9 protein-coding genes are annotated in these 6,204 nt (G+C 69.7%); 2 read left to right on the top strand and 7 right to left on the bottom strand.

Annotated elements, in window-relative coordinates:
* Together O3Q52_RS47130 and O3Q52_RS47125 are read right to left on the bottom strand one after the other, a co-directional pair.
* Window positions 1–589, bottom strand: a 589-nt coding sequence (locus tag O3Q52_RS47130; protein ID WP_269654621.1) for a TerD family protein, incomplete at its 3' end; no start/stop codon positions are given.
* Between the two features lie 152 nt (window positions 590–741).
* Window positions 742–1,338, bottom strand: coding sequence for a M48 family metallopeptidase (locus O3Q52_RS47125; protein ID WP_269654620.1), 597 nt, complete (start codon window positions 1,336–1,338; stop codon window positions 742–744).
* A gap of 210 nt (window positions 1,339–1,548) precedes the next feature.
* Here O3Q52_RS47125 and O3Q52_RS47120 point away from each other — a divergent pair, with 210 nt between their 5' ends.
* Both O3Q52_RS47120 and O3Q52_RS47115 read left to right on the top strand, forming a co-directional pair.
* Window positions 1,549–2,742: a ThiF family adenylyltransferase gene (locus O3Q52_RS47120; RefSeq protein ID WP_269654622.1), complete on the top strand. Its 1,194-nt coding sequence runs from the start codon at window positions 1,549–1,551 to the stop codon at window positions 2,740–2,742.
* Entirely contained in the window at window positions 2,735–4,129 is a 1,395-nt protein-coding gene (locus O3Q52_RS47115; RefSeq protein ID WP_269654619.1) for an AarF/ABC1/UbiB kinase family protein, read from the top strand. Before O3Q52_RS47120 ends, O3Q52_RS47115 begins: the two co-directional genes overlap by 8 nt.
* Before the next feature lie 17 nt (window positions 4,130–4,146).
* Here the strand turns inward: O3Q52_RS47115 and O3Q52_RS47110 are convergent, their stop codons facing one another.
* The 5 genes from O3Q52_RS47110 to O3Q52_RS47090 form a co-directional block, all read right to left on the bottom strand.
* Window positions 4,147–4,356 (bottom strand): hypothetical protein, encoded by a 210-nt coding sequence (locus tag O3Q52_RS47110; protein WP_269654618.1) that lies wholly within the window; start codon window positions 4,354–4,356, stop codon window positions 4,147–4,149.
* A gap of 117 nt (window positions 4,357–4,473) precedes the next feature.
* A complete protein-coding gene (locus O3Q52_RS47105) occupies window positions 4,474–4,797 on the bottom strand; it encodes a hypothetical protein (RefSeq protein WP_200395984.1) in 324 nt (107 codons plus the stop codon).
* A complete protein-coding gene (locus tag O3Q52_RS47100; RefSeq protein WP_055610526.1) occupies window positions 4,794–5,162 on the bottom strand; it encodes a WhiB family transcriptional regulator in 369 nt (122 codons plus the stop codon). The genes O3Q52_RS47105 and O3Q52_RS47100 overlap by 4 nt, the downstream gene beginning before the upstream one ends.
* A gap of 175 nt (window positions 5,163–5,337) precedes the next feature.
* Complete coding sequence (locus O3Q52_RS47095; RefSeq protein ID WP_269654617.1) at window positions 5,338–5,652, bottom strand: hypothetical protein; 315 nt, start codon at window positions 5,650–5,652, stop codon at window positions 5,338–5,340.
* 162 nt (window positions 5,653–5,814) lie between these two features.
* Window positions 5,815–6,204, bottom strand: a 390-nt coding sequence (locus O3Q52_RS47090; protein ID WP_269654616.1) for an HRDC domain-containing protein, incomplete at its 5' end; no start/stop codon positions are given.

The raw sequence follows: 6,204 nt of genomic DNA, 5'->3' as shown, positions 1-6,204 counted from the left end.
CTTGAGCGGGCGGCGCGAACGAGGGCGCGGCGGCCCCCGGTGCCGGGGCCGCGGGCTCCTCCTCGGCGACCTCGCCGCCGAAGTTCTTCAGCAGCGCGTCGAGCCCGCCGTCGAAGCCCTGTCCGACCGCGGCGAACCGCCATACGTCCTTGAGGTAGAAGTCGCCCAGCATCACGGCGCGTTCGGTGGAGAACTCGCCACCGTTGAAGGAGTACCGGGCCACCTCCTCGCCGCCCGCGACGATGCGGAGGTACCCGGGGGCGACCTGCGACATCTGCCCGGTGCCGTCGATCGTCGCCGTGAAGGACAGCTGCTGGATCTGCGACGGGATCCTGTCGAGCGTGACGCGGAAGGACTCCGTGTCGCCCGCCTGCGCACCGAGAAGCTGGATGGACTCTTCGGGAGTCTTCGGCTGGTTGAAGAAGACGAAGAACCGGTCGTCCGAAAGCTGTTCGTCGGCGTCAAGACCGAAGCAGCTGATGTCGAAGCTCAGTCCGGGGCCGGTGATCTGCACACCCACGTACAGATCGGTGCCCGCGGTGAGGTCACTGATCTTGGCCTTGTGGCCGCGTTGGAATTCCCTGGCCATGCGTAACGACCGTCCCCCATCCCGATACGAGTGCGTCGCGTCAGGCTAACGGCAAAATCCGGCCGCGGACGAAGCCGGTACAGACCCGGTACAGAATCCCTGCTTCGAGCGGTCCTGGCAGGGTTTCGGCGCGGACGGGCGTCAGGCCGACGTCACTCGCCCCGGGTGGCGGGCAGGTGGGGCAGCCGGTCGGCGGCGACCACCCCTTCGAGGTAGCCGCGGGCCCGCTCGGTCCGCGGATAGGACTCCAGGAGCCGCCAGAAGTCGGGACCGTGGCCGGGAACCAGCAGATGCGCGAGTTCATGGACGAGGACGTAGTCGACGACGTATTCGGGCATGCCCTGAAGCCGGTGCGAAAGACGGATACTGCCCTCGGCGGGGGTGCACGAGCCCCAGCGGGTGTTCTGATTGGTGACCCAGCGGACCGAAGTGGGCCGGGCCCGGCCGTCGAAGTACAGATCGGAGAGGCGCGCGGCCCGCTCGGACAGCTCCGTGTCGCCGAGGACCCGCTTGTTCTCCTGGGCAGCCAGCTTGTCGAGCATGACGCTCACCCAGCGCTGCTCCTCCGCCTCGGACATCCGGGCGGGGATGAGCACGACGGTGCGATCGCCTTCACGGTACGCGGAGACCGTTCTGCGCCGTCGCGCGCTCCTGCGGACCTCGATCGCGCTCGCCCCCGAGCCGCTTGGCGGCTGGCTCGTCGTGCTGCGCTGTGGGTTTCCGGCGCGGTGCAGTGGGTCGGCGGGCACGCCCCGACGTTACCCGTTGCACACGGGGGAAGTCCCGCCTCCGGGACGCATCGATGCCGAACCGCACCCCACGCACTCGATTTGTACGACGAATATCCACCGCCTGTGGACAACTTTCGGCACGCGCCGGGCAATGCGGGCATGCTGACATTCGACCGGCGGAGCAGGACGAACACCCGTCGGCGCAACGGGGACGTACGGGGGTCGGTCATGCATCCGATGGTGAAACCCGCGCTGCGGCGCGGTTGGCGGGATCTCAACACCGTGCAGTTCGGGATGGCACCCGCACACGCGATGGTGCTCGGCCCGATGGACACGGCGACAGGCAGTCTGCTGACCTTGTTCGACGGCACCCGCGGACTGCCCCTGTTACGCGACGAGGGGCGCCGCATGGGTCTGCCCGACGGCCATGTCGACGGTCTGGTGGAGCGACTGGCCCAGGCGGGACTGCTGGACGACGCGACGGGCGGAGGCCCGGCCGCCGACGCTCTGCGCAAGAAAGCAGCGGTCCTGGACCGGCTGCGGCCCGACGTCGCATCGCTCTCCGTGGTCACTCCCGAACCGGGCGAGGCCATGCGCCGGCTGGCGGCCCGCCGCTCACTGCGCGTACAGGTGCGGGGCGCCGGCCGGGTCGGAGTGGTACTGGCCGCGGCGCTGGCGGGAGCGGGCGTGGGCCAGGTCGACGTGCAGGACGGCGGCTGCGTCGAGCCGTGGGACGTGGCTCCGGGCGGGCTGCCCGTCGAATCCATCGGTGAGCGCAGGGACGAGGCCGCACGCCGTGCGGTGCGCCGTGCGGCCCCGAACCGTCCGCCCCGGCGCGGCAGCGCGCGCCCCGCTCCCGAAGAAGAGGATCCGGGCCTCTCCCTCGTGATCATCACGCCCCGGGACGGTCTCGCGATCCACGCGCCCGATCCGTCGGCCACCGAGCCGCTGATCGACTCCGGAACACCCCATCTGTACGCCGGAGTGGTGGAGGGCACGGGAGTCGTCGGCCCGCTCGTCCTGCCGGGCGACACGGCCTGCGCGGGCTGCCTGGATCTGGGACGCACCGACCGGGACCCGACCTGGCCCCGCCTGCTGGCACAGTGGCGTTCCGCCCAGTCCCGTCACGTACAGGCGTGTGATCTGGCGCTGTCCACCACGGTGGCCGGGCTGGCCGCGGGGCATACGCTCGCGTTTCTGGACGGGGAGCTGCCGTCGAGTGCGGGGGCCCGCTGGGAGGTCTCGGTGCCTGGTTTCGACTGGCACTCGACGCCGGTGTGGGAACATCCCGCATGCCGCTGCGGGGCCGCGGAGAAAGCTAAGGGGGAGCAGACCTCGGACGACGAAGGGCCGCACGAGACAATGGCCGGGCAACAGCCGCACGCGGCACGGCTGTCCGGTACTTGGAGGGCGCATGTCTGATCTTCCCCGGAAGGCGGTCACCCGAACCGCCAAGCTCGCCGCACTACCGCTCGGCTTCGCCGGGCGGGCGACCTGGGGACTCGGCAAACGAATCGGCGGCAAGTCCGCCGAGCTCGTGGGTCGCGAGCTGCAACAGCGCACGGCGGAGCAGCTTTTCAAGGTGCTCGGCGAGCTCAAGGGCGGAGCCATGAAGTTCGGGCAGGCCATGTCCGTCTTCGAGTCGGCGCTGCCCGAGGAGGTCGCGGGCCCCTACCGCGCGGCGCTGACGAAACTCCAGGAAGCGGCCCCGCCGATGCCGACCCGCACGGTGCACTCCGTGCTGGCGGAGCGGCTCGGCGAGGACTGGCACGACCTGTTCCTGGAGTTCGAGGACAAGCCCGCCGCGGCGGCCTCGATCGGCCAGGTGCACCGGGCGGTGTGGCACGACGGCCGGGAGGTCGCGGTCAAGGTGCAGTACCCCGGGGCGGGCGAGGCCCTGCTGTCCGATCTGAATCAACTGAGCCGTTTTGCCCGCCTTCTGGGACCGTTGATTCCCGGCATGGACATCAAGCCGCTCATCGCGGAGCTGCGCGACCGGGTGTCCGAGGAGCTCGACTACGCCCTGGAGGCACAGGCTCAGCGGGCGCACGCGGAGGAGTTCGCGGACGACCCGGATGTGCTGGTGCCGGCCGTGGTCCACCAGTGCGAGCAGGTGCTGGTCACGGAGTGGATCGACGGGATCCCCCTGTCAGAGGTGATCACCGACGGTACGCAGGAGCAGCGCGACCGGGCGGGCCAGCTCCTGGCCCGCTTCCTCTTCTCGGGCCCGTCCCGCACCGGCCTGCTGCACGCCGACCCGCACCCGGGCAACTTCCGTCTCCTGCCGGACGACCCCGATGACGCCGAGGGCTCCGGCGGCAAGGGCGGCTGGCGGCTGGGCGTCCTGGACTTCGGCACGGTGGACCGCCTGCCGGGCGGCCTTCCTGCGACGATCGGCGACTCGCTCCGCATGACCCTCGACGGCGACGCCGAGGCGGTCTACGACCTGCTCCGCGAGGAGGGCTTCGTCAAGGAGTCCATAGAGCTCGACCCGGACGCCGTACTGGACTACCTGCTCCCCATCATCGAGCCGGCCCAGGCCGACGAGTTCACCTTCACCCGCGGCTGGATGCGCAGCCAGGCGGGCCGCATCGCCGACCTCCGCTCCCCCGCCCACCAACTCGGCAAACAACTCAACCTGCCCCCGGCGTACCTGCTGATACACCGAGTGACCTTGAGCACCATCGGCGTGCTGTGCCAACTCGGAGCAACGGTACGACTGCGGGACGAACTGGAGGAGTGGCTGCCGGGATTCGTCCTGGACGACGACCAGGCGCTGACGGAGGAGGACTCAGCGGCTGGGGCGTGAGCTCGGGACTCCGGAGCTCACCACCAAGTCGAGTCCAGTCGCCCCTCGATCGCTCTCAGGTTGGCCCGGGCGCAGGCGTCGCAGATGTAGTGGCGGGTGCCGTTCTCCACGGAGAAGGTCCAGGTGAGTGGTGGGTCTTCTGCCGTCGCGCCGCAGCGGGCGCACGCGATGGGCCGGGGCTCCGGGGTGGAGCCGCCGCTGTCGCTGTCCCCGGGAAGACTCGTCACGTGGTGACGATAGCTCCGGGATCCACGGTTGGTGAGGCACAACGCACCGCGGGGGCCGGTCCGTTCGGACCGGCCCCCGCATCAGCTGTTGCTTCTGTTGCCGTTGCGAAAACGGCTCTACTGCATGACCGCCATGGCCAGTGCGCGGCGGGCGCGGCGTGACGCGCGCTCGGCACGGCGCTGCATGCGGCGCGCGGTCACCAGGCGCATCGCCCGGCGTTCCTGCTCGGCCTCATGCAGCCGGTCGTGCATATGCGCACGAGCCAGGGCTTCTGGGATGAGTTGCATCTCTCGGGTCCTGTTCTGGCGCGTGTCGTTCGCGCCGGTGGAGGTGAAGTCTGGGATTGCGGAGCCGGCGGGCTCGCTGGTGGACGGCTTCATCGGGACCTGCTTCTTGGGGTCGTGCGTCAGGGGGCGATCGATCGTTCCTAGGGTGTTCATGCCGAAACCGGGTTCTTGCGCGGGCGGCCACGCGGCCGCTTCCGGGCGACAACGACACCCTGGACGAAGAGCTCGCCGCCCCAGACGCCCCAGGGCTCACGCCGCTCCTTGGCGCCGGCGAGGCAGGCCTCGATCAGCGGGCAGGTGCGGCAGAGGGACTTGGCGTACTCGACGTCGGCCGGCGACTCGGCGAAGAAGACCTCCGGGTCGTAGGAGCGGCAGGGGACGGGTACGCCGAGGTTCTCGATGGCGTCGTCGAGCGCGGTGAGCGCAGTGAGCGGGATCAAGGTGGAGTCCTCCGTGAGGCCGGGCGGGGGGATCGTTTCGGAAGGCGGTACGGACGGGGCGTGCGCTTCGAGTTGCACGGTTGGTCTTCCTCGTCTGGTCGTGCCGGCCGGGTCGGCCGGTTGGCGGCTGGTACCGGGTTCTTTTCTTGTCCCGAGGCCCCTTCGCTCTGTCGTCCCTGTTCGGGGACAAACAGAAGGGCCGCGGATCCCGGGTGGGGTTCCGCGGCCCTGAAGGCGCCGGCCTGATCGTCGATCAGGCTGGATCACTCCAGGGTTCAGGCCCACGGAAGGCCCACATCGTGTGGTGCGTCTGCTTGGCGGCTCCGGCACCGGTGGCCGCAAAGGCATAGGCCTGCGCCTGCGCCTCTACTGCTTCCAGTGCCTTCATCGGTCGCTCATTGCGCTCACGGACAGGGAGACCCGAGAGAGACACGGAGGACGCCGGCCGGACGGCAGCGATGCCGGACAGACCGGTGCCCAGGTTCGAGAAGCCGAGCAGGCACGTGGAGACGACCGAGCGATCGGTCAATTTGGCGGTGCTGACGGAGCTGCTGTTGATGCTGATCACTGGAATCGCCTCCTCTCGGCGTCTCTGGGACCGGGCGAGCCGGTCCGACGGTTATTAAGTACAGCACGGAACCAGGGCCTTCGAGAAGGCCGCCGTTTCCGTGCTTTAGAACCTATGGGGATTGCTGGGGCATGCGCAAACTATTTTTTCGACGAGTTTGAATCAGTCCTCGTCCACGCCGTCCTCAAGTTCCTGACCTGCGCAGATGGCGAGTACGTCGGCCCCGTAGCGGTTGAGCTTGCGGGCGCGGACCCCTGGGATGCGGGACAGCTCTACCGGAGTGGACGGCACCGCTTCCGCGATGGCCATCAGGGTCTTGTCCGTGAAGACGCAGAAGTCCGGCTGCCCGCTGCGCTGCGCCTGGACCGCCCGCCAGTCGCGCAACCGCTCGTAGAGGCCTTCGTCCATGTCGGACGGGCAGTCCTCGCAGCGCATCAGTTTCATCTCGCCGGCCTCGTTGAGGGTGCGGCCGCAGACCCGGCAGCGGGCGGGGGTGCGCTTCGCCCGTCGGGTGACGCGGGGGGCGCTGCCGGCGGCGCCGCGCTCGATGAG

The organism is Streptomyces sp. ActVer (assembly GCF_027270795.1).
Classification (GTDB): domain Bacteria; phylum Actinomycetota; class Actinomycetes; order Streptomycetales; family Streptomycetaceae; genus Streptomyces; species Streptomyces umbrinus_A.
This window is presented reverse-complemented; position numbering and strand designations above follow the sequence as displayed.

Bases quoted from the DNA above. Each gene is read 5' to 3' on its own strand.
- O3Q52_RS47115 (WP_269654619.1), top strand. From the start codon at position 2,735: ATGTCTGATCTTCCCCGGAAGGCGGTCACCCGAACCGCCAAGCTCGCC.
- O3Q52_RS47105 (WP_200395984.1), bottom strand. From the start codon at position 4,797: ATGAACACCCTAGGAACGATCGATCGCCCCCTGACGCACGACCCCAAG.
- O3Q52_RS47120 (WP_269654622.1), top strand. From the start codon at position 1,549: ATGCATCCGATGGTGAAACCCGCGCTGCGGCGCGGTTGGCGGGATCTC.